This window comes from Nocardia sp. BSTN01, from assembly GCF_015354405.1.
GTDB lineage: Bacteria > Actinomycetota > Actinomycetes > Mycobacteriales > Mycobacteriaceae > Nocardia.
The window spans coordinates 1-22,904 of record NZ_JADKYP010000021.1 but is presented as its reverse complement, the minus strand read 5'-3'; the positions used below and the strand labels follow the sequence as shown (position 1 = coordinate 22,904).

The 22,904-nt window shown below is 66.5% G+C and carries 16 protein-coding genes and 1 pseudogene; 8 read left to right on the top strand and 9 right to left on the bottom strand.

Going from position 1 to position 22,904, the window contains the following annotated elements; genetic code table 11:
• The first annotated feature begins 31 nt into the window (after window positions 1-31).
• From IRT45_RS18485 to IRT45_RS18460, 6 genes and pseudogenes are all read left to right on the top strand, one after another.
• On the top strand, window positions 32-589 hold the full coding sequence (locus tag IRT45_RS18485) for a single-stranded DNA-binding protein (RefSeq protein WP_194807101.1): 558 nt from the start codon (window positions 32-34) through the stop codon (window positions 587-589).
• Between the two features lie 413 nt (window positions 590-1,002).
• Complete coding sequence (locus IRT45_RS18480; protein ID WP_194807100.1) at window positions 1,003-2,445, top strand: hypothetical protein; 1,443 nt, start codon at window positions 1,003-1,005, stop codon at window positions 2,443-2,445.
• A 540-nt stretch (window positions 2,446-2,985) separates the two neighbouring features.
• Complete coding sequence (gene mobF, locus IRT45_RS18475; RefSeq protein ID WP_194807099.1) at window positions 2,986-8,535, top strand: MobF family relaxase; 5,550 nt, start codon at window positions 2,986-2,988, stop codon at window positions 8,533-8,535.
• 278 nt (window positions 8,536-8,813) lie between these two features.
• On the top strand, window positions 8,814-9,764 hold the full coding sequence (locus IRT45_RS18470; RefSeq protein ID WP_194807098.1) for a hypothetical protein: 951 nt from the start codon (window positions 8,814-8,816) through the stop codon (window positions 9,762-9,764).
• A gap of 472 nt (window positions 9,765-10,236) precedes the next feature.
• Window positions 10,237-11,453 (top strand): annotated as a pseudogene (locus IRT45_RS18465) (IS110 family transposase).
• Between the two features lie 60 nt (window positions 11,454-11,513).
• A complete protein-coding gene (locus IRT45_RS18460) occupies window positions 11,514-12,743 on the top strand; it encodes an IS256 family transposase (protein ID WP_194807097.1) in 1,230 nt (409 codons plus the stop codon).
• A gap of 21 nt (window positions 12,744-12,764) precedes the next feature.
• On the opposite strand, the gene IRT45_RS18455 is transcribed toward IRT45_RS18460, so the two are convergent.
• From IRT45_RS18455 to IRT45_RS18415, 9 genes are all read right to left on the bottom strand, one after another.
• A complete protein-coding gene (locus IRT45_RS18455; protein WP_194807096.1) occupies window positions 12,765-13,016 on the bottom strand; it encodes a hypothetical protein in 252 nt (83 codons plus the stop codon).
• 243 nt (window positions 13,017-13,259) lie between these two features.
• Entirely contained in the window at window positions 13,260-14,249 is a 990-nt protein-coding gene (galE, locus tag IRT45_RS18450) for a UDP-glucose 4-epimerase GalE (RefSeq protein WP_194807095.1), read from the bottom strand.
• Between the two features lie 26 nt (window positions 14,250-14,275).
• On the bottom strand, window positions 14,276-15,076 hold the full coding sequence (locus tag IRT45_RS18445) for a class I SAM-dependent methyltransferase (protein ID WP_194807094.1): 801 nt from the start codon (window positions 15,074-15,076) through the stop codon (window positions 14,276-14,278).
• Entirely contained in the window at window positions 15,073-16,239 is a 1,167-nt protein-coding gene (locus tag IRT45_RS18440; RefSeq protein ID WP_194807093.1) for an amidohydrolase family protein, read from the bottom strand. Before IRT45_RS18440 ends, IRT45_RS18445 begins: the two co-directional genes overlap by 4 nt.
• Complete coding sequence (locus IRT45_RS18435) at window positions 16,236-16,571, bottom strand: cupin domain-containing protein (protein WP_194807092.1); 336 nt, start codon at window positions 16,569-16,571, stop codon at window positions 16,236-16,238. Before IRT45_RS18435 ends, IRT45_RS18440 begins: the two co-directional genes overlap by 4 nt.
• Window positions 16,564-17,724: a hypothetical protein gene (locus IRT45_RS18430; RefSeq protein WP_194807091.1), complete on the bottom strand. Its 1,161-nt coding sequence runs from the start codon at window positions 17,722-17,724 to the stop codon at window positions 16,564-16,566. The genes IRT45_RS18435 and IRT45_RS18430 overlap by 8 nt, the downstream gene beginning before the upstream one ends.
• Window positions 17,721-18,584: an NAD(P)-dependent oxidoreductase gene (locus IRT45_RS18425; RefSeq protein ID WP_194807090.1), complete on the bottom strand. Its 864-nt coding sequence runs from the start codon at window positions 18,582-18,584 to the stop codon at window positions 17,721-17,723. Before IRT45_RS18425 ends, IRT45_RS18430 begins: the two co-directional genes overlap by 4 nt.
• Window positions 18,577-19,326, bottom strand: a complete 750-nt coding sequence (locus IRT45_RS18420; RefSeq protein WP_194807089.1) for a ferredoxin — start codon at window positions 19,324-19,326, stop codon at window positions 18,577-18,579. Before IRT45_RS18420 ends, IRT45_RS18425 begins: the two co-directional genes overlap by 8 nt.
• Complete coding sequence (locus IRT45_RS18415; protein WP_228534566.1) at window positions 19,311-20,498, bottom strand: cytochrome P450; 1,188 nt, start codon at window positions 20,496-20,498, stop codon at window positions 19,311-19,313. Before IRT45_RS18415 ends, IRT45_RS18420 begins: the two co-directional genes overlap by 16 nt.
• Window positions 20,499-20,677: 179 nt before the next feature.
• Here IRT45_RS18415 and IRT45_RS18410 point away from each other — a divergent pair, with 179 nt between their 5' ends.
• Entirely contained in the window at window positions 20,678-22,114 is a 1,437-nt protein-coding gene (locus tag IRT45_RS18410; protein ID WP_194807088.1) for a helix-turn-helix transcriptional regulator, read from the top strand.
• Between the two features lie 66 nt (window positions 22,115-22,180).
• On the top strand, window positions 22,181-22,714 hold the full coding sequence (locus IRT45_RS18405; RefSeq protein ID WP_194807087.1) for an NUDIX hydrolase: 534 nt from the start codon (window positions 22,181-22,183) through the stop codon (window positions 22,712-22,714).
• Window positions 22,715-22,904: the final 190 nt, after the last annotated feature.

The following is a 22,904-nucleotide window of genomic DNA, read 5'->3' as shown; positions in this document are numbered from 1 at the left end:
TCCCCGTTGCTGATGATTGAGGAGAACGCCCATGGCCGGTGACACCGTCCTGACCGTGACAGGAAACCTGACAGACTCGCCAGAGCTCCGGTTCACTCCAGCCGGCGCGGCGGTGGCCAACTTCACCGTCGCCTCCACACCGCGGTACTTCGACCGCACCGCCGGGGAGTGGAAAGACGGCGATCCGTTGTTCCTGCGCTGCAACCTGTGGCGACAGGCAGCGGAGAACCTCGCCGAATCCCTCTCGCGGGGAGCGCGTGTCATCGTCACGGGCAGACTCAAGCAGCGCTCGTTCACCACCCGAGAGGGCGACAAACGCACCGTCGTCGAACTCGACGTCGACGAGATCGGCCCCTCGTTGCGCTACGCCACCGCGAAGGTCACCCGAATCTCCGCCGGCACATCCGGCGGGCCGCGCACCGACCGCGCCGTGACCGCGCACCGCGACGGGTTCGGCGGCCCCGCCGTGGACACCAGCACGGGATTCGGTCAGCCTGCGACTTCCCCGTCCCGTGGTGAGGATCCGTGGCGGGAGCCGGTGATGGCTGGGGCCGCCGCAGGTTTCGGAGACGACGCGCCTCCATTCTGAGCTTCATCACCTCGCTCCACCCTGCTCGTGCCGACTCACCGCGTCCGGAACCCTCTCCCGGTTCCGGGCGGGGTGAGTTGCGTTGCGGGGCGGGCGACTGGCCGGTCGCGGCGACCAGCCGTCCGAGGGCTACCGGGGCGGGCGGCGCCGCGCGTGACGGCCCGCGCCCGGCGCCCACGAATTCCTCGGCGCGCCGACCCTAATCTCCATCACCGGTTTCGGTGGTGTGCGCGGGAATTCGTGCGCGCACGCCCCGGCGCGTTCCGCCCCTGCCCCGCGTGTCGCCTCCCGCCCCGGTTCTTGCGCCCTCGGCTGGTCACCACGACCGGCCCGACACCCGCGTGTTCGATCGGGGCCGTGACGGTCCCGGCGGGTGCTCGCACATCCCCTCTTCGACGACAGGACGAACTCTCGTGACCGAAACCAGCACCTTCCTCGATGCCATCGCCCACCTCGACTACAGCATCACCAGCGACCGCCGCGCCGCCCGCCGCACCTTCACCACCGCACTCACCCACACCACCCCCGGTGAGCGCGAGGTGCTCGACGCCATGGTCGACACCTTCACCCTCTACCCGTTCCGCACCGCGCTGCTGCGCCTGGAAGCCGCGTTCCGCTACCACGAACCGAAACGCGAGTTGCTGGCGCGGTTGCTGCCCGACACCGACCCCGGCCTCTACGTGCGCGAGCGGGAGGAGCGGATCGCGATCCTGGAACAGCGTGCCCGCGCCAACGGGAGCAGCGTCGACGAGGAAGCCTTCCGCGACTACGCCCCACTCACTGCCGCCGAGACCGCACCGACCTCGATCCGGTTGTGGCGCAACCCACCTGCCCGCGTCTACCTCGCACCCTCACGGGCAACCGACAAGTCCCGCATGACACCCGAGCAGATCACCGCGCGTGTCCGCGCGCGCGGCAAGCGCCGACCCGCGCCCATCGAGCCCGACGTGGTCACCGGCTACATCGCCGAGGACCTGCACCGCGACACCATGGCCCGAGAGATCGCCCGCACCCGCGCCACCGAACAGCGGTTCCGCGACCTCGGCCTGCTCGCCGAACCCGCACCCTCCGCGTCGCTGCGGGTGCAGGGCGCGCAGCAGCGTAGCGACGAGGATGTGCAGGCGCGGTGGGACCTCGAGTTCGTCCACCACGTTGCCGAACAGCACACCCACGACGCCGCGGCCGCCGAACACAGTCGCCGCGTCTCCCACGACAACGCGCTCGCCTACGCCGACGCTCGCACCGGTGTGCGCGGAGACCTTCGGCCCGAGTTGCCGTTCCACGGCGACAGCGTCGACTACACCCGCGAAGCCATGACCCCGATCTCGGGGTGGCGCTGCGTCGCCTGCTTCATCGAACGCTCCACCCGCGACCAGCGCCTCATCCACTCCGTGGGTGGACGGCGGCGTAGCGACGACGGGTTGTGCGACTCCTGCCGCAGCGACGACCGCACCCCGCGCCTGCCCGAGCTCCCCGCTGGGTTCACCGCCACCGATCTCACCCGCACGTACTGCCGGTTCCTGGCCACCAGCTATCCGGGTGCCGCGACCGCCCTGCTCGCTGAGACCCGCCGCCGCGCGCCGCGCTGGCTGACCGCCATCATCGACGAACACCTTCCCCAGCCTGAACACATCGAGCAGGCCGCCGACTCGAAGGCCGACGTCGAAACCGGTGCGGCACAGGCCAAGCCTGTGACCCGTCGCCGTCGTGGCCCGGTGACCGGTGCCGGGCAGCGCCAGGCCCGCTGCGAAGGGTGCACCCGCATCCGCGCCATCCACGACGACGGGTTCTGCACCGAATGCCGCGTCTGGCTCGGCCTCGTCACCCCACCCACACGCCAGACCGTCGCCGCCTAAAACGCGCGAGTCTCGATCCCCGGTCCGTCGCGGTGACACCCCTCCTGCGACGGACCGGCCACCACTCATCCTCTCCTGCAAGGAGTTTCTCGTACACGACCTGCTCATCTTCGTCGTCGGACTGCTCATCGGCTTCGCGCTCTCCGGCCACCCGCTCATGACCGTCCCCGGCACCCGTACGCCGGGCGACGACAAGCGCCCGCGCGACTGACCCGCTGCGCCGCGCGACCGCGGCGCTGTCGTGCTCGCTGCGTCGCCGTGGGGCCTGCGACAGCCAGCTCGCAGGCCCCAGCACTCTCCACATTCACTCTCACCCACTCACCCCACACTCACTCACCCACAACACCACCTATTCCACTCACACCCATAACCCCATAACCCCATAACCCCTCACCCCCACATTCACCCACCCCCCCGCACACCTCATGCATTTCGGAAGCTGAGAATTTCCTTACAACCTGGGAAAATGGCGCGTTTTGATACAAACTACCTCCCTTCCAAACCTGGAAATATTGGATGCATTGGGCATGTGATGGAAAGGTGACCGCGACGCTCCACAAAATTCTCGCCGGCGACAGCTACCGCTACTACCTTCGTCAGGTCGCCGCCGCCGATGCTACCGACCGCGGCCCCGGAAGCCTGTCGGACTACTACTCCGCCCACGGGGAACGACCCGGTACATGGTGGGGCAACGGACTTGCCGCCCTGAACCTCTCACCCGGTGACGAAGTCACCGAAGCACAGATGCGGGCACTGTTCGGGCAAGGCCGCCACCCCGACACGGAAACGATCACCGCCCGCATCATCACCGCCGAGACTGTGAAAGGAACCAGCCTCAAAGCCGCGGGGGAAATGGCGCAGCGAGCGACACGGTTGGGCAATCCGTATAGGACCTATTCCGGTGACAACGAGTTCCGCAAACGCTGCGGCGTGGCGTTTTCCGCGCACAATATCGCTGCCGGAGTCGACGCTCGCGCGGCGATTCCCGACGAGGCTCGCGCGCGGATTCGCACCGACGTCGCGACGGAAATGTTCATTGAACACTACGAGCGACCGCCCTTGGATGACCGTGAGTTGTCCGGGTTCGTCGCCAAGATTTCGCGCCCGAAATCAGCGGCGGTCGCCGGCTTCGACATCACGTTCTCTCCCGTCAAAAGCGTCTCCGCGCTGTGGGCCATCGCCCCTATCGAGGTCTCCGAGCGCGTCGCCAGCGCCCACGATGCCGCCGTCGACGACGCACTCGGTTGGCTGCAAGAACACGGGATCTTCACCCGGGCGGGCCGCAACGGAGTGCGTCAACTCGATGTCGACGGCATCGTCGCAGCACGGTTCGTCCACCGCGAATCCCGCTGCGGGGATCCCGATTTGCACACCCACGTGCTGATCGCCAACCGCGTACGCGGAGCCGATGGCAGGTGGCGAACCCTGGACGCGGCTGTGATCTACCGGCTGAACGTGACGATCAGCGAGATCTACAACACCCGCCTCGAACACCACCTGCGCGCCGACCTCGGCGTCGAGTTCACCGAACATCCCGGCACGAACCCGAGCAAACGCCCCATCCGCGAAATCGATGGCATCCCCCCGACGCTGATCCGGTACTGGTCGCGCCGCGACGCCGCCATCAGGAACCGGCTGGGAGAGCTGACCGTCGACTTCCACCAGCAGATCGGGCGCGAACCCACACCAGTGGAAGTGTGGAATCTCGCGCAAGTCGCCACCTTGCAGACCCGTCCAGCCAAACACCTGTCCCGGTCATGGGCCGAACAACGCCGCGACTGGCGTGCCCAAGCCGTCACCGTCCTCGGCGACCATCACGCGCTCGATCAGGTCGTCGCCACCACGCTGAACCGGGCGCCGGCACCTTCGCCGGTGGTCGATGAGGATCGCATCGCGGACATCGCCGGCGAGGTCGTGGAGGTGGTGTCGGCGCAGCGGTCGGTGTGGCAGCACCACCACATCCGCGCCGAAACCGAACGCCGCACCCGTGCCCTCACCGACCGCGACACGTGGGCGTCCATCGTCGATTCCGTTGTCGGCGAAGCACTCTCACCCCGAAATTCCCTCGCTCGCGGGGACCCCGAGATCGCCGCCGAACCCGATCTCGCCACCGTTCCTGAGCCGTTCCAGCGCCGCGACGGCGCCAGCGTCTACACCCGCTCCGGCAGCCAGACCTACACCTCCGCCCACCAACTCGACATCGAATACCGCCTCGCAGAGCTGTCGGTGCAGCCCGGTGCACGCACGATCGATGAGAGTTTCGTGGCCGCCGCGATCGATGACTACAACACCGATCCCGCGAATCAAGGCAAGAAACTCAACGCCGGCCAGACAGCGATGGTCACCCGCTTCGCCATCTCCCCCGCCCGCATCGCGGTCGCCTCCGCCCCTGCCGGCACCGGGAAAACCACCGCCATGCGCGTTCTCGTCGACGCCTGGTGCGCCTCCGGCGGCACGGTTTTGGGCCTGGCGCCCGAGGCCGCACCCGCCGCGGTCCTCGCCGAAGCCACGCGGGTCCGCGTCGAAACTGTCGACCGGCTGTTACACATCCTCAACCAGCACCGGCCATTGTCCGGGCAGGGTATTGAGCCTGCGAGCCGGGATTTTCCCGCGGCGGTGCCGCGATGGGTGACACAAATCGACGACCGAACGTTGGTGATCATCGACGAACACATCAAACTATCGGATCGAAAACGGCTGCAGTTGTTCGAATTCCTCACCGCCTGCGGCGCTACCATCCGCTGTGTCGGCGACGACAAACAACTGCCCGCCATCGACGCCGGCGGCGCCGGAATCGACTTCGCCCACACCCCCGACGCGATCACTTTGACCCACGTGGTGCGCTTCGCCGACACCGCCGAAGCCACCGTGGGCCTGGCACTACGCGACGGCGATCCCTCAGGTCTCGGCTTCTACCTCGACCATCGGCGCATCCATTCCGGCAGCGCCGCCGCCGTCGCCGACAAAGCCTACGGCGCCTGGTTCGCCGACCAGCACGCCGGACGCGACGCGATCATGCTCGCCCCAACTCACGACATCGTCACCGACCTCAACGACCGTGCCCGCGCTGACCGTCTCGCCCGCACCACCGAAACCACGCCAGCGACAACGTTGTTGGCAGACGGATTGTCCGCGTCGGCGGGTGACATCGTGTGCACCCGCCGCAACAACCGCGGCCTGCCGGTCGGCGAGCGCGACTGGGTACGCAACGGCTACCGGTGGCGGATCGACACCGTCCACCCCGACGGCACTCTCACCGTCACCCACCTGCGCCCCGGAAACACGACCGGCGCCACCACGGTCCTTCCCGCTTCATACGTCGGCCTGCACGTGCGACTGGGTTACGCGATGACGATCGATTCCGCGCAGGGAACCACCGCCGACACCTGCCACACCGTGCTCACCGGCACCGAATCACGCAACCAACTCTACGTCGCGGTCACCCGCGGAATCCACTCCAACCACCTCTACGTCCCGACCACCATCGACGGCAGCGAAGCCTCCTTCTGGACCGAATCCGCCGTCCTCCCCCACACCGCCGTCGAAGTTCTACAGGACATCCTCGCCCGCGAGGCCACACCCACCAGCGCCCACACCGCCCTACGCGACGCCCTCGACCCCTATCGTCGGCTCGGCCGCGCCGTCGACATCTACCTCGACGCCGTCGGCGTCGCCACCGAACACGCCTTGGGCCCCGACGCCCTCACCCAGATCGACCACGACGCCGAAACGCTGCTGCCCGGCCTCACCGACGCACCCGCCTACCCCACCCTGCGCCAGCACCTGGCCATCCTCGCCCTCGCCGGGCACGATCCTGCCACCGCCCTATGCGAGGCCATCGACGACCGCGAACTCGACACCGCGAACGATCCGGCCGCCGTGCTGGATTGGCGCCTCGACACCAGCGGCGCCCACTCCACCGGCACCGGACCCCTGCCCTGGCTGCACGGCCTGCCCCAGCGGCTATCCGACCCAGCCATCGCCGGCCAACTACACGCACGCCGACGCATCGTCGCCGACCTCACCACCCAGATCACCACCGACGCCCGCACCTGGGTCGCTGCCACCGCGCCGGTCTGGGCGCGGCCCCTGCTCGGCAACCAGAACTTGATCGCCGAGCTGGCGGTGTGGCGCGCCGCCCACCATGTCCCCGACACCGACCTGCGCCCCACCGGACCCGCGCGCTTCCCCACCCGCGAACGCGACCACCAAGCCAGACTGAACACTCGGGTGACCGATGCGCTCGGCGATCTGCACACCGCCACCCACACCTGGGAGCCTCTGGCCAAACGACTCGACACCCGCATCACCAGCGACCCCTGGTGGCCCGTCCTCGCCGCCCACCTCGACACCGCAGCCGCGGCCGGACTCGACATCGACACGCTGCTCACCGACGCCGCCACTCCGCGTCCGCTACCCGACGACATGCCCGCGGCCGCACTCTGGTCCCGCCTGCGCCTCGATCCCGCCGCACTCACCATCCCCACCGGACACCTTCTGCGCCCCGACTGGACCCCGCATCTGCACGACATCCTCGGCCCTGAAGCCGCCGAACACGTCATCAACGACCCGGCATGGCCGCGGCTGGTCGCCGCGATCGACACCGCCCCTTCCGGCTGGACACCCCACGATCTCATCGCCACCGCCCACGAACTTTTACTCACCGCCACCGACGACAACACGACACCACCGCGCGCCGATCAACTCGCCATCGCATTGGCCTGGCGCGTCGAAATACTCACCCATCACCCCACCGAAAACACGACACCGACAACCGAAACCGACGCGACCATGGCACCAAAACCATCCGAACCCGACGAGAACCCCACCGCCCGCCCAGTCCGGGAAAACGCCGATCCCGCACCGGCCGCCATCGTCGGCGCCATCGGCGAACTGGTGTCCACCGGCCGTCTCGACGACGCCCGACACGCCTTCACCCGCCTCACCGCACACCTGCACGACACCGACCGCGACCTGCTGCGACGAGTCATCACAACCCTGTCCACCCGCGCCTATCCCGTCGCGGTCGCCCGCCTGCGCTGGGCCGCCGACCACTACCCCGACCACCGCGCCTTCATCCTCGCCGCGATCCCCACCACCGATCCCCACCTCTATCAACCCATCGACACCACCCGCCCCACCCACGACCCGCGCACCGCCGCCCGCGATCACCGCGAATGGACCGACCAAACACGCCGACGCCCGCCCCGACCCGACCGTGGCCGCGACGCCTTCGACGCCTACACACGATCCTTCGCCGATCTCGATGTCGACCCCGCACATCTCCCCGTCCCCGAAGGCACCGGCACCACCCGCCACCAACCCGCCCGCGCGACACCAGAACGCGCCGAAGCCGCCAGTTTTCTGGCCGGCACCGGCTACACCGTCGACTACGACCGTTACGCAGTCGCCGACCACCACGGCCTACCCTGCTTGTCCTGTGGACTCGAACGCGCCCTGCTCGACACTCCCCTCCCGCCCGACAACCACTGCGACGACGGACTGTGCAGTACCTGCCGCGACGACAACCGACCCGGCATCCCCGACCACAACCCGGTCGACCACATGAACGCCCGCTGCACCTTCATCACCACCCACCACAGCCCGGCAGCCGCGCTGTCGCTGCTACGGAAAACATGGCGGCACACCACAAACCCCGCCGACCGCGCCACCATCGAAACCTTCGCCCGCGCCGTCCACACACCCTCAACCGCCACCGAAGACCCGAACCTCCGCAGCGGCTTCGATCCAACCAACCCGATTCACCTGCTGACCGACGCGGCACTGCGCGACTCTGTCCGCACTGTCGAACTCCGCATCCACCTCGCCGACGACGAGGCCACCATGTACGGGCCCGCGCCCGGTACCTCCGACGCCACCAACCCACTCGATACTCACTGGCTAGCAGAAGAACTCACCGAACTCCAAGCAGAACTCACACGCCGCGCACACCTCACCCCGGAACAGTCAGCCACCGAAGACGCACAGCGCACCCGACTCGCGGACGGATCAGACACATGGTCACGCTTCGAGCCACCAGCGCCAGAGTTCGATTCCGGCCGCGACGGCGACGGCCCCGAATTCCATTGATGCGACCCCCAATCGCGCCAGAGGCTAGGTGATGCGGGGATCGGTTGACGACGGTTATGCTCGGCGTGGAGCTGGACGCGCACGCTCCTCGCCCGAGTCGCCCCGCCCACGCCGGCCGGTGACGTGGCCAAGGTCCTACCCGGGACCCGCGAGTTGACCCCCTTTTTCGTATCGGCACGATTCGTGATGGCGGGGCGGCGTGGGAGCCTTCGCCGGAACGGATGATGATGCCGAAGAACGGCAGCTCACGACGCAAGCGGCGGGCACGGGAACTCACGATGCGGGAGAATTTGCGCTACACCGAGGCTCTGCGACACGCCAACCCCGGCACCAGTGAACACGGCTCGCGCCCTGACAGTACCGAGTCGGCCAGCCCAGCCCCGACCCTGCTGGATGTGTTGCACACCGAAGTAGCGCGGCTCACGACGACGGATGCCACAGATACTCCGACGGTACTGAAGATCACCTACGAGTCGTTGGATCTGACCACGGCCGCGGATCGACTGCTCGAGGAGACCCTGCTCGATACCGACCCCGCGCGGTTCTGGCCCGGCCCCAACGGTCTGGGCCGGCTGCGGGACGAGCTCGAGGTGGCGCTGGCGTGGCTCGAGACCGCGCCGTCGCTGCCGGAGCTGACCGTCCAGGACGAGCGGGTAACGATGCTGGCACCGCTGAATATGGCGACCCAGCTGTACCCGGGACAGTTGAGTGATCCGCTCACCCACGGCGAGTTCGTCGAGCTGGTGGTGATTCAGGCACGCATCGCCGCGGTCGGCTGCAAAGCGATCTGGCTTCACGCCAGCGACCTGCTCACGCGAGGGGCCAAGTGTGCACGCGACCACGACGATGTGGCCGCATGCCGGGTCGCTGCGCTGATGGCGCGAGAGTTGGCAGACCCGCACTCGATCAACCCTCAGCGCAGCATCGATCGGCGAGTACTGCTGGCCGCCAACGACAAACACAGCCGAGACGAGCTGCTGGCCGACCAGAAGCTGATGAATCTGCTGTACAACGCGGCGGCCGCAACCGCACGCGCCAACGGTTGGTCCAGAATGACCGACATCACCGCAGCCTGTATGAAGGCCGACCAAACCTGGGCATGCGAGCGCTGGGGATATAAAGCCGACATCGCGCTGATTGCTGCGACCAAGAAATTCTCGATCCGGCGAATCCAGCGGCAGAGCCAAACGGTAATCGAGATCCGGCCCCGCCCTGGACGTCGCGTGTGATTCGAAGCCCCAATCGGTTGGGTAGCCGTCGAACACCGAGATGCTGACAGGGCCCGACCGCTGACCGGGATCTGCCCCGTTATCGGTCAGGGCTGCTGTCACCGAACAGGTGCAATTGCCGCTGCTGCGCAGGATGTGGGCCGCCGAGTTTGCGTAAGCGGCAGCGGGTTGAGTCCAGCAGGATGGTGTACGACCGGACGTCAGCAAAGTGCGGGCGTGTCGTAGCCGGATAGGGGGTGGTCACCGCGTGATCCCTAGGGTTATGACTGTCCGGAGCAACGGGTTCCGGATGCCCAGAACGGTGGGGTGTAGCTGACCTGCGTGATGTCGTTGTCGAGGCTCTGAAGGAATGGCTGCCCCACCGGACTGGACGCTCCGGCCACTGATTGAGATCTGATGCGGATCGTCGCTGACTAGGGACCTGATGGCGGGGTTGTCCACGGGCTCGGTCTGCGTGATCGGGAGTGTGAGAGTGGCTCTGCGCCAAAGAATTTGGATCGGAATAGATGTCGGCAAGGCGAGCCATCATGCGTGCATAGTCGATGAGATCGGAAAGGTGTGCTGGTCAGGCAGGGTCGGCAACGATCAGCGAGATATCGAAGCGGTCATCGAGCGTGCACGCCGAACCGGTGTCGAGCTGCGGTGGGCGATCGATCTGGTCAGCCCGCTGGCAGCCTTGCTGATCACGGTTCTGCTCGATGCTGGGCAATCGGTGGCCTACGTCCCTGGTCGGACGGTATCGGCCATGACCGGCGTATTCCGCGGCGAGGGCAAGACTGATGCCAAGGACGCACGTGTCATCGCCGACACCGCCCGCATGCGCGAAGATCTGCAGCCGGTGACCTCGCCGGATGAATTGATCGCGGAGTTGACGCAGTTGTCGAGCTATCGAGGTGACCTGATGGCCGACTGGGTCCGCGGGTCAACCAACTCCGCAGCATGCTCGCAGCGATCTTCCCGGCTCTGGAGGCCGCGTTCGACTACTCGACACGCTCGCCGTTGATCCTGGTCAGCGGTGTGGTCACCCCGAACGAAGTTCGGAGGGCTGGAATCGATGGTGTGACAGCGCATCTGGTGACCAACGGGGCGTGGTCTAAAGGTATCGATAATCTCGCCGCACGAGCAGTTGCCGCCGCCAGCGAGCAGTACGTGGCGGTGCCTGGTGAGCCCGCGACGGCGGCCTTGATCAAGCGGCTAGCGCGTAAGCTGCTCGACCTCGATCGTGAGATCAAGGACCTCGACAAGCAAATCACCGCTCGATTTCGGGAACATCCACACGCCTCGATCATCGAGTCGCTGCCCGGCATGGGGCCACATCTAGGGACCGAGTTCCTGGTAGCTACCGGCGCTGACCTGGCTGCGTTCGGCACCGCAGGCCGACTGGCCTCCTATGCGGGGCTGGTGCCGGTGCCGCGAGACTCCGGCCGCATCAGTGGCAATCTACACCGGCCCAAGCGATACAACCGACGACTGCGGCGCGTGTTCTTCATGGCGGCACTGTCGAGCCTCAAGGTCGAGGGGCCGTCACGAGAGTTCTATCAGCGCAAAAGATCTGAGCGACGGGTTCATACCCAGGCGCTGCTTGCACTCGCCCGGCGGTTGGTCGACGTCCTCTGGGCACTGTTGCGCGATGGCCGGCACTTCGTCCACAGACTCCCAGCCCCGGTCGGAGCGGCCGTCGCCACTTGACAACAGTCATTGAGATTCCTTCAAAAGACCAAGTCACTTGAAGGAAAGAAAGTTCACGCGATGACCTCTGTCCAGCCTATCGACCCGTCCAAGATGCTGTCGGACCAACTCGCCGTCGCGAGCCCGGACCTGCTGCGCGAGATGATGTCCACCTTCATTCAATCCCTGATGAGCAATGAAGCCGACTCGATGTGCGGTGCCGGCTACGGCGAACGCTCCGACGACCGCGTCAACTCCCGAAATGGCTACCGCCACCGCGATTTCGACACCCGTGTCGGCACCGTCGACGTCGCGATCCCGAAGCTGCGTTCGGGAAGCTATTTCCCGGATTGGCTGCTCGAGCGTCGCAAACGCGCCGAACGAGCCCTCACCAGCGTGGTGGCCACCTGCTATCTGCTCGGGGTGTCCACCCGCCGGATGGAGAAGCTGGTCGAATCATTGGGTGTGACAAAGCTTTCCAAATCACAGGTCTCGGTCATGGCCGCCGAGCTCGACGCCCAGGTCGAAGCGTTCCGCACCCGGCCACTGGATCAAGGCCCTTACACGTTCGTCGCCGCCGACGCGCTGGTGCTGAAAGTGCGTGAGAACGGGCGCGTGGTCAACGTGCACGCACTGGTCGCCACCGGCGTCAACGCCGACGGATATCGAGAGATCCTCGGAATCCAGGTCACCTCCGGTGAGGACGGCGCGGGCTGGCTGGTGTTCTTCCGTGACCTGGTCGCGCGCGGCCTGTCCGGCGTCAGCCTGGTGACCTCCGACGCACACGCCGGGCTGGTCGCCGCGATCGGCGCCACGCTGCCCGGCGCGGCCTGGCAACGATGCAGGACGCATTACACGGTGAATCTGATGTCGATCACCCCGAAATCGTCGTGGCCGTGGGTGCGGACTTTGCTGCATTCGGTGTTCGACCAAGCAGACGCTGAATCAGTTGGTGCCCAATATGATCGGGTGCTCGACGCATTGGGTGAGAAGCTTCCGAAGGTGGCTGCTCACCTCGATGCGGCACGCGCGGATCTGCTGTCGTTCACCGCGTTCCCCAGGCAGATCTGGCGCCAGATCTGGTCGAACAATCCTCAGGAGCGGTTGAACAAGGAAATCCGCAGGCGCACAGACGTTGTCGGGATCTTTCCCGACCGGCAAGCCATCATCCGCCTCGTCGGGGCCGTCCTGGCCGAGCAACACGATGAATGGATCGAAGGCCGCCGCTACCTCGGCCTGGACGTCCTCACCCGATCCCGCGGCCTCACCGACGAACAGGAGGACACCACCACTCCAGCACTGACCGCCTGACCAACCAGGATCACGCGGCAATCACCCCGATACACCACGCATTTGGACTTGACCAAGCAGCGCGCAGGTGACGTCCGCGCGCATAGCCTCCAGGACGGTTGGCGACCATCCAGATACCCCCGTGTGGCACAGCAGTTCCGGTGCCTGCTCATCGCCGACCCACTGCCCGAGAACGACCGCGTGTACAGTGCGACCGGCTCTGACGACGGCGTGCACACCAGGATCGCCGAACACGGCGCGTGTGGATGCCGCCAGTGGGGCGATATCGGTCATGCGCCCAACGATAGAAGCAACCACCGACAGCCTCAGCGGTGCTTGCTGCCGAACCCTACTTGCTGGGCTCGTCGGACCGGGACCAGTTCCGCCGCCGCTTCCTCTGGTGTTCGTTTGACGCGGGAGTTGCGGAACTAGCGCGTAGGCTCGCGGCATGGAGCGGCCTTGTGGATCTCGCCACCGCCTGTGGCGCAGTCGAGCCTGGTCTACTCGTATACGTTGCGCCGCAAGCCATGCCGCTGGTCATTGGGCGATGTTATCGAGAAACTGGTGGAAGCCCCACGCGTCGCTGATAATCGCATCCAGTTGCGGCCGTTGGGGCTTCCATCCCAACTCGCGGTGAGCCAGGTCGCTGGATGCAATGCATACGGCAGGGTCGCCTGGGCGACGTCCGACGTGGGTGACAGGGAAGTCGATGCCCGTGACTTCTTTGACAGTGCGCAGCACTTCGGCGTTGGTGTATCCGTTGCCGTTGCCGAGGTTGTAGATGTCGTGGCGGCCGGGCTGGACCGCCTCCAGTGCCAGCAGGTGTGCTGAGGACAGGTCGCTGACGTGGATGTAGTCGCGGACCGCTGTGCCGTCGCTGGTCGGATAATCGGTACCGAACATCGTGAACGATTCGCGTTGCCCGCCTGCGGCTTGCAGCAGGATCGGGATCAGGTGTGACTCCGGGTCGTGTCGTTCCCCCAGGTGCACTCCCGAGTCGGTGAACACGGCCCCGGCCGCATTGAAGTAGCGCAGCGACGCGGCACCGAGCGCGGCGGAGGCACCGCATTCCCCGGTGATCATCTGATCGATGAAGGCTTTGGTGGCCGCATACGGGTTACGGGGTTTGACCTCCGCGTGCTCGTCGAAGGCGGTCTCGCCGTTGCCCACGTACATGCTCCCGGTGCTGGAGAAGATCAGCCGCGGTACGGCTGCCGCGCGTATCGCTCGCAGAAGCGCGAGTGTGCCTTCGATGTTGTTGTGCCAGTACTTGTCGGGGTTGCGCACCGACTCGGCGACTTCGATCGAAGCGGCGAAGTGCAACACACCGTCGAATCCGGCTTGCGGGGTGAGAATTTCGGCGACGTCGTGGATCGAACGCTGATGGAAGATGGCTTGTGGTGGCAGGTTCGACGCGTGTCCGGTGGAAAGGTTGTCGATGATCTCGACGTCGTGTCCGGCGTTGACGAGGTCGTGGGCGACAACGGAGCCGATGTATCCGGCGCCGCCGGTGACGAGCAACTTCACGGGTTCGATCCTCCTCGGAGAGCGGGTTATTCAACCGTAGCGGTGGCGATGATGTAGCCCTTGGGGTCACGCCATACCTGGCCGGGGTGCGCGGTGAACCAATCGGCGATATCGGTGGTGACCGCGGCGAGGATGTCGGGCCGGTGCGGATTGTCGGCGCTGATGCCGCAGAAGCTGAACACCGCTTCGGCCAGCCGGATCAGCGGTTCGGGACGGTCGAAGACCAGGGCGTTGTCGAACCGGTGGACCTGCACGTCCGGGAACACCGTCGCCATCATCTCCGGGAGGGCGTCGGAGTTCACGGTGTTGGCGAGTTCTTCGACCGGGACCAGGCCGTACTCGTGGGCGCGTCTGGTGACGAGTTCTCGTGTGCGGGCGCAGGTTTGCGGGTGGTTGACGGCGACGGCGACCATGCCGCCGTCGCGGGTGATGCGGCGGAATTCGCGCAGGGCCTTCACCGGATGAGGAACGTGGTAGAGCATGTGGCGGGCGGTGGTTCGGCATATCGAGCGGTCGGCGAACGGCAGACGCTCGGCGTCACCTGGTAGGGCCTCCACGCCCGGGATCTTTCGAGCAGCTTCGACCATGGCCGGGGAGGTGTCGACGCCGATCAGGCGACCGCAGTGACCGGATTGGGCGAGGTGAGCAAGGAATCGTCCGTCGCCACATCCGATATCGGCCACTGATTCGTCACCGCTGAGGTCGAGCACCGAGGTCACGGCAGCGACTGGGTCATCGGGGTGTTCGCTGTAGCGGGCGTGGGTTTCGATGCGTACCTGCAGCGGTGTGGGAGAGGCGTATTCCGATGACAGGGTGGGTCCGCTCATCGCGGGGTTTCCTCCTCGGCGTTGGTGTCCAAGTAATGGATGTGTCCGCTGGTCATTACCAGGATCGGTGTGGTCAGCACGTGGAGCTCTCGGGTGGGGTCGCCGGGAACGGCGATGAGATCGGCGGCCCGTCCGGCGGTGAGCGTACCGGTGAGGTGGCTGACTCGGAGCGCTTCAGCGGCTCGGCGGGTAGCGAGGTCGACGACCTCGGCCGGCGAGAAGCCGAGATCGGTATAGGCAGGTAGCGAGTGCCCATACATGTGATGGGGCGTGTGCGGGATTCCGGAGTCGCTGCCGGGCACGATGCGTACACCGGCGCTGAGCATGATGTCCAGATGGGCTCGGCGCACCGGCCACGGAAGTCGCCCGCTCGCCTGGCGAGCGAGGTGGTTGATGGTGGGGCACACCAGGATTCGTTGCTCCGCAATCGCGTTGACGATGCCGTGATCCAGATGAAAGCCATTCTCGGTCATCCAGGTGCAGTGTTCGACACTGTCGACCCCGGCGTCGACCGCTTGCCTGATCCCCGCTGTGCCATGAGCGTGAGCGGCCACGGGCAGGTCGTGGTCGCGCGCGGCGGCGACGATGTCCGCGAGTTGGATGTCGGTGAACTGTGGTGCATACGGTGAGCAGTGGCCGCGCGAGGTGAAGCCTCCGGTGACCATGACCTTGATCCAGGCTGCGCCCCGTTCGGCGTTGCGGGAAACGACGCGGTCGATGTCTGCCGATGACGTGACGCTGCCGCCGAATTCGTCGCAGTGACCGCCCAGAACGGTGAGCGGCACACCGGCGGACAGGATTCGTGGCCCGCTGGTTTCCGCTATCGCGCTGATGTCGGTGTGATGGGGTGCGCCGAGGTCACGGGCGGTGGTGATTCCGGCGTGCAACAGTTGCTGCACGGCGGTGCTCAACTTTACGGCTGCCCGACGCGGATCGGGGCTGTGGTCGAAGGCGAGGTGTACGTGCGCGTCGATGAGTCCGGGGAGCAGTGTCGCCTGCGGGAGGTGAATTTGGTGAGCCTTGTTGGTGGTCCAGGTGTCGGGGAGTTGGTTGGGTGTACCGACCCAGGCGATGTGCTTGTCGTCGACGACGACCGTTCCCGGGGCGTGGACGGTGCCCAGACCGGTGACGACGCGCGTGGCGTGGAGAACTCGTGGCGTCATGTCGTTGGGATGGCGGTGTGCCGGTCGTGTTCGGCGAATATCTCGACCACGAGCGTGCCCGGAGCCACGGTCGCGCCGTGTAAGACTCGATCGCCGATCGTGAAGTGCCCGCCGGCCTCGATGACGCATTCCTGGTCATCGAGGGTGAGAGCGACGCTTCCTGTGACGACGAAGCCGAGCTGCGGGCCATGGGAGTGGACGGGCACCTGGGCCCCGGTTGGGAACGACCAAAGCACGACCTGGCCGTGCTTGCATGCCAGCAGCTTTCCTTCGCCGGGGAACGAGATGTCGACGGTAGGGAGTTGATGGATCCAGTCGGGCCAGTCATCCATGATCGGCGCTCCTTGTTGATGGCGCGAGGTTCGCGAGGGCAGGGCCTCGGTATTCGGCGACGGGGTGGGTGCCGAAGTTGTGAGGGCCGAGCCAGGCGTAGTAGTCGCGGCGCAGGCCCTGTATGTGCTGGCACAGAACGTGATTGGGGTGCTCGAGGCCGCGGCAGATGTCGATGGGCGAGATCGCGGTCAATGCCCGCAGCGAGTCATGGGCGGTGATGAGCGCGCTCGGGTCGATCGCGGTGGCGATGACGTGCAGCGCCGATGCCGCCGAGCGGCGGTAGGTGATCGGCCCGTCGAGGACGATGGTTGCGGCCAGCACGGCGGCCTGGAATCCGTCGAGCAGGTGGGTCCCCTGCTCGATTGTGTGCAGGGCGTCGATGAGGTCGCGGTGGGTTGCCGGTACCCCGAACAGCCAGCATGCCGACGCAATCACGCAGCGGTACGCCTCGGCGATGGTGATCGGCAGGGCCGTGCTGTTCTCGCGAGCTCGTACCAGCTGCGCGACGATGGCGGGGTCCAGCCGCTCACGCACGGCAGGGTCGGAAGGCAGGTCGCTGAAGCGATGAGGCCCCGGGCGGTGATCGGCCACGGCGCGCAATGCCTCCAACACCGTCTTCACTCGCCACGGGTTGTCCCCGCCGGAATTATCGGGGTCGTATCTCGTCGCCAGTTGATGCGTTATTCCTTCCAGCCCTTCACGTTTGCCGAGCCGAGGCATCACTGCCGGGTCGGGAACAGGTCCGGCCAGAGGGCGTGTGGCTGCCGAGTACAGGTCGGCACCGAACCTGCCCGCCACGCGAGCCAGATCGCGGCGACCGGTGGCGAATACCGTGGTCTCGATCTGTGGATGGTGTCGCAGCACGCTATTGCGGAAGTTCTCGGCTTGCGCGGCGGTTTCCGTGGTGTCGATGATGGCGACCAGATCGACGTCGGAGGCGAGCCGGTATCTGTTGTGCTCGCGGCGCACGGCGGGCTCGCCGCGGGCCAGTGATCCGGACACGCACACGGTGACCTGTTTGCCGAGATATCTTGTCGCGCAGGCCTGCACGGTGTCGGAGTAGGCGGCGAGTTGCTGGTTGACTTGGCAGCGTGCCTCGGCCGGCACGGTGGCGGTGTGGGTGAACCAGTCGCGGATGGTGACGGTGGTCATGACAGTGCCTTGTAGGTCTCGATGATCGCCGACATCTCGAGGTCGCCGAGGTTCGCTGCGAGAGCTCGTTGGAAGCGGTCGGCGACGGCGGCCAGCACCGGTGGGGTCGCGGCACCAAGTCCCGCGAGGGTGTAGGCCAGATCCTTGGCGATCACTTTCAACGAGCAATCGCTCAACTCATGCTCACCCGATAGCATCGCCGAGGTGTAAGCGTTGGCGACCGGGGCGGCCCAGCCGTATTGTCTCCACACCTGCGCCACCCGGTCACGGTCCAGACCGAGTGCGGCTGCCGCGGTGAGGGCTTCAGCCAGTCCGGTCAGGATGGTCGCGGCCAAAGCGTTGTTCACCAGTTTCAGTCTTGCCGCGTCGGCGGCGCTTCCGACCCGGATCACGTCGCGGCTGAGCATCCTCAGCAGCGGGTTCGCCGCGTCGATGGCGTCGGGGGCACCGGCGACGAAGGCGACGAGCGTGCCGTGCGCGGCGGCCGGGCGGCTGCCGGTCACCGGGGCCAGCACCGGGCGGGCGGCGAGCGAGTCCGCTGTACGTATCCAGTAGTCCGCGTATTCCGCAGAGAGCGTCGAGCTTTCGATTACCACAGCCCCGTGCTCGACTGCGGTGAGTGCGCCGTCGGTACCGAACCATACGGCCCGGCTCGCGGTGTCGTCGTGGACGAAGCTCCATATCGCGGTGGCGTCCTCGGCGGCCTGCGCCGGGGAGGCGCACACGATCGCCGGTCCCTCGATGGCGCTGGTGGTTCGGTTGTAGCGGCGTAGCTCGAACCCGTTGGCGGCGAGGGTGTTCGCGACCGTGTTGGCCATGATCCCGGCACCGAGGACCGCGACGACGCTCTGGTCACTCATCGCTCGCCTTTCGGTACAGCAGCCACACCATCGTCGGCTGGAATTCGTCGACCACCTCGAGTTGCGGGAACCGGGCGACGATATCGGTGGAGGCGATACACGCATCAACGTCCCGGTGCGCGGCGGCGAGCGCGGCCAGCGGCTTGGCTCGCATGGAAAGCTGGCGCGCCGAGGGCGCGTAGCGAGCGGCGAACGTCCGGGTCGCCGGATGCGTCGCGACCGCCCGCACCGATGTCCGTGGCACGGTGCGGTGGATCGCGAAACACATGGGCTTGGTGCGGCTTTCCCAGCAGCGCTCCAGTCGTAGCACTCCCGAGTGAGTGAAGTGCTGATCGGTCCACGAATCGACGGCAACGCCTGCTTCATCGAGGGCCAGGTATCCGGCGGCGACGAGGGCGTGTACCCCGGGGTCTGCTGCCGCGCAGGCCATTGTGTCGGTGAACGACTCGACCAGACGCACTGTGCTGGAGTGCTTGTCGGCCTCGGCGTGGGCGTCGGTTCCGGCCGGTCCCAACGTGACTATCGGCTCCGGCACCCGGAAGACCGCCGGATTGTTCGTGTCGATCGTGAGTGCCTCGCTCGGGCAGCAGGCTGCGGCGGCTCGCGCGTCGTCGCGGCCCAGTGTGGTTCCTTCGACCGGGTGTGCGGTGCCGTCGACCAGGCGTAGGTGCTGCGGTGCGATCGATACGCACACACCGGTGCCGGTGCAGCGGTGGTGGTCGACGATCAGGCGGGTGTCCATGTGACCTCCAGTCGTTCCAGTGCTCGCACGACGCGGCCGTGCCGCCAGCTGACGGGCTCGGCGGAGTCGGTCAGCCGCAGATCGGGCAGGCGAGTGGTCAAGGTGTGCAGGGCAATGCGGGCTTGCAGACGAGCCAGGTGCGCGCCTACGCAGTAGTGCGGGCCGTGCCCGAACGCCAGATGAGCCACCTTGGCCCCCCGGTCGAGCACCAGTCGATCAGGGTCGTCGAAAACCGCTGGATCGCGTCCGGCGGCGTGCATGGCCGGGATCACCGCGTCCCCGGCGCGCACGAGCACGGGCCCGAGCTGGACATCCGCTCGGGCGACTCGGGTGAATCCGCCACCGACACCGACCGGCACGAACCGCAGCAGCTCCTCGACTGCCGCAGGTATCGCCTCGGGCCTATCCACCAACAGCTGGTAGTGCCGGCGCTCTCGCAACAGAGCGAAGATTGCGCTCGACAGAAAGACCGTCGGTGATCCGCGCCCGCCGATCAGGCACGCGATCACCAAATTGATCACCTCGTCGTCGAACTCGGCCGAATCGCCGAGTAGACCGAACAACCCGCCCGGGTTTTCCTCCGCCATCGCACGCGCCAGGTCCTCGCACTCAGCGCGTGCTGCCGCCAGGGCCTGCGGTGTGGCATCCCGCGCGGTGAGCGCATCGCTAAGGGTGAAAACCTGTTCGCGGAAATGTGCTGGCACATCGAATATCTCGCACACCACCGCCGCCGCGTAGGGCTCGACCCACCCGGTCAGAAGGTCCGCTGGTGGCCCGGCAGCCACCAGATCCTCGAGAAGGTCCACCGCCAGTTCCGCGATACGCGGGCCCGTCGCGTCGACCTGCCCGGGTGCGAACATTCTCGCGATCAGGGTCCGCAGCCGTGTGTGTCGCGGTGGGTCGGTCGCCAGAATAGCTGCTGCCGGAAGCACTTCCGTGGACAGTCGCGCGACCTCCGGCCGATTGGCCAGCTCCCGGGAGAAGACCGGGTCTGCCAGTACCTGCCGCACCAACGCGTGCTCGATCACCAACCACGCCGTCAGACCGCTAGGCAGAACCACCTGTGCCACCGAGCCGCAATCGCCGTAGTCGGGTTCCAGATCCAACGTGTGATGGTCGGCGCCGAAGGGATACCGCCGAGGGCACACCATGGTCGATCGGTCGAGATCCATTGTCGCTCCTTCGAGTTCGAATCGACCTCACTTTGACCTCGCGCGGCCGGCCGGCGTATGCCCAAATGGTTATGCGGTATGCGAGTCGGGTTATAACTCCAGCTCGAACCGCTTGGCTCTGCCTACACTCGGCAGATCGCAGTGTTGGTGCGATCGTCACGATCCCGGGGGCAGAGGCTATGGAACCAGCGTCAGGCAGGCATCCGCTGAGCTGTCGTGGATGCCGACGCGAGCTGGCCGCTGACAACACCACGCGCCTGTGCGGCACCTGCACCTCCAATACCCGCCAGCACCTCATCGAGCCGCCCGCACTGATGCCGGGGTTCTGGGACCACCCGCCGATCAAACAGGCACTGGCCGAGCGGCATATGGGCCGCATCATCGCCGCCTACCGCCGCCACCCCGCCCACGGCGCCGCCGTGCGCCAGGCCGACGTGGCCCGCTGGGCGGGGATCAGCCAAGTTCGCATCAGCCGCATCGAGACCGGGCCGCCGATCCGGCACATGGACAGCCTCGTGTTCTGGGCCAAGCTGCTCGGCATCCCCTACCACCTGCTGTGGTTCCAGATGCCCGGCCACAGCTATCCCGCGCCCGCACCGCCACGCACCAGTGCACCCGCTCCCGTGACCGGACCGTATCGGCTGCTGCGCCTGGACACCCATCTTCCGGCCGAGCACCGCGATATGGCGGTCGTGCAATCGCTGCGGTCGGCCGACCTCACCATGGGCGGCGGCCACCTCTACAGCGAGTTGACCCATTACCTGACCAGCGACCTCGCCCCCCGCCTGTTCTTCGGCGAGGACGACGCCGACCCTGCCCTGTTCGTCGTCGCGGCGGGCTTGGTCGAAATGGCCGGCTGGATGGCTCATGACGCAGGCCACGACGAGCGAGCGCGCCGCCAGTTCACCCGAGCCCGCGAGCTCGCCAAGATCGGACCCGACCGGCAGCTGCCGGTTCACATTCTCGCGAGTCTCAGCCACATCGATCTCCACAATGGGCAACCTAAAAGCGCCATCCGCCACGCCTACGACGCCGAATCCGCCCTCTCCAAAGCACCCAGCAGCCCCGAACTCAAAGCCCGCCTGTTCGCGATGCAAGCCCGCGGACTCGCCGCCCTCGGCGAAGCTCGACAAACGCACGCCATGCTCGACCGCGCCGCCGACGCGCTCCACTCCTCCACCGCATATCCGTTGTCCCCGTGGGTGAGCCGATTCGACAACGCCAGCCTCGCAACCGAAGCCGCCCGCTGCGCCAGACAACTCGGCCAACTCCACCGCGCCGCCGAACACGCTCAACATGTCCTTGAACTCCGGCCACCCGAACGCGCCCGCGCCCGCGCCTTCGCCCAACTCACACTAGCCACGATCCTCGCCCAACAGGGTCACCCCGAACAGGCGTGCACGATGGCCACCGAGGTCATTGCCAACACCACCGATATGGCCTCCCACGTCCTGGTCCGCCATCTCAGCGATCTAGCCGGCCACCTCAAGCCCTACCGGTCGAGCCCCACCGTGATCGCATTCGGCGAACACCTCCGCGAAACCATCCGCGCCCGCACCTGGATCCCCGCCATGGTCATCAACCAGACTTCCACCCGTCTCACCACCATGACATGACCAGCCCCGAGTTCAGCAATGTGCGCGACGCCGTCGCGTAGCAGCCTCAATCAAGAAGGTGATGTTATGAGTGCCGTGGAGCGGCCCCTGTACGAACGCGACCCCGACGCTTACGCGGCACACATCGCCGAAGGCAATGCCACCCTTCCGCGCAAACTTGTCAGCGCCGATGTACTACTCCTCGACCAGCACGGTCAAATCCTGCTCGTCGACCCGAATTACAAGCCCGGATGGGACCTTCCCGGCGGAAACGTCAAAGCCAATGAACCCCCCGACATCGGAGCGCAACGCGAACTCCACGAAGAACTCGGCCTCGACCTCCCAACGAGCGACCTACACCTGCTGTGCGTGGACTGGGTATCACCACACAGCAAATGGGACGACTGGCTGAAGTTCATCTTCGGCGGCATCGAACTAACCGACACACAACTCGCCAGCCTCCACATCAACGACCCCGAACTCACCGCATATGAGCTCTGCTCACCGAACCAAGCACAACAACGACTCAACACAGCACTATGGAAACGAGTCGACGCCGCCCTCCACGCCCGGCAAACCGGCCAAGTCGCGTACCTCCACGACGGCCTTCCCCCGCGCTAACCGACGGCCGCCAATCAGCAACCGGTCCTAACTCTGGATAGCCCACCATCTCATCGACTGACACGATCGCCCCGCTGTGGCAAACCACCGCCACGACGGCCTCCCCGGTGATCGCGGCCTGAGGGGTGTCACTGCGGACGGTCATCCCAACCGGGACTGTGGATTTAAGGGTGTTTTCGGCCTGATTCGC